Raw genomic sequence first — 1,169 nt, 5'->3', positions numbered from 1 at the left:
CGCGCTCGCCTGGGTGCTCCGCGACCCGCGCGTGACGTCGGTGCTCGTCGGCGCACGCACCGTCGAGCAGCTCGACGACAACCTCGCCGCCGCGACCGCGGCCCCCCTGGACGACGACGAGATCGCCGCGGTCGACGCCCACGCCGTGGACGCGGGCGTCAACCTCTGGGGGCCGCGGTCGAGCGACCGCTGACGCGTCGGCCGGACGGGCCGTCAGGTGGTCGGCAGGTGCCGGCCCCACCACGCGAGGACGTGCTCGAAGCGCTGCCGGCGGTGCCGCGGGCGCCCGGACCGCGTCAGCTCGTGACCCTCCCCCGGGAACAGCAGCAGCTCCGCCTCGACACCGCGCCGGCGCAGCTCGACGAACCACCGCTGCCCCTGCTCCACCGGGCACCGCCAGTCCTGCTCCGAGTGGATCACCAGCGTCGGCGTGCGCACCGCTCCGACGTGCGCCATCGGCGACTGCGCCGCGACCGCGCGCGCACCGTCCTCGTCGCCCGAGTCGCCCAGGTACTCCAGGCCGAAGAACCAGCCGATGTCGCTCGAGCCGACGAAGCTCACCGGGTCGAGGAACCCGCGCTCGACGACCGCCGCCGCGAACCGGTCCGTGCGCGTCGTCAGCCACGCCGTGAGGTACCCGCCGTACGAGCCACCCATGACGCCCACGCGGTCCGCGTCGACCTCCGGCAGGGCGGTGGCCGCGTCGAGCAGCGCCAGCACGTCGTCCGTGTCGACCGTGCCGAACGCGCGGTGGATCGCCCGGCCGTGCGCGCGCCCGTACCCCGACGACCCGCGCGGGTTGCCCAGCACGACCGCCCAGCCGGCCGCGGCGAGGACCTGCACCTCGTCGAACACCGCGTGCGTGTACTGCGCGTGCGGCCCGCCGTGGATCATGAGGATCGTCGGGTACGGGCCGGGCCCGTGCCGCTCCGGGTCGGGCGTCACGACCCAGCCGTGGACCGGGTAGCCGTCCGGTGCGGTCGCGTCCAGCTCACGAGGCGCACGGACGCCCGCCGCCCGCAGGGGCGCGGAGAGGTCGGTGCGCGGCGTGGCTTCGCCCGACCCGTCGAGCGACACCGTGAGGACGTCGCCCGCCGACGTCGGGTCCGCGGCGGTGACCACGGCGAACGGCACCGCACCCTGCGCGACCCACGAAGGCCGCGACGAGC

Annotated in this window: 2 protein-coding genes; one reads left to right on the top strand and one right to left on the bottom strand. The window is 76.2% G+C overall.

Annotated elements, in window-relative coordinates:
- The coding region (locus HGA02_RS19920; RefSeq protein WP_210728854.1) for an aldo/keto reductase at positions 1-193 on the top strand (193 nt) is incomplete at its 5' end.
- Between the two features lie 20 nt (positions 194-213).
- Here the strand turns inward: HGA02_RS19920 and HGA02_RS19915 are convergent.
- A partial coding sequence (locus tag HGA02_RS19915; RefSeq protein ID WP_168681154.1) for an alpha/beta hydrolase family protein occupies positions 214-1,169 on the bottom strand: 956 nt, incomplete at its 5' end.

This window comes from Cellulomonas septica (assembly GCF_012396155.1).
In the GTDB taxonomy this organism is placed as follows: Bacteria; Actinomycetota; Actinomycetes; order Actinomycetales; family Cellulomonadaceae; genus Cellulomonas; species Cellulomonas septica.
Note: the sequence above shows the minus strand (reverse complement) of the source record. Positions and strands in the feature narration are given on the sequence as shown.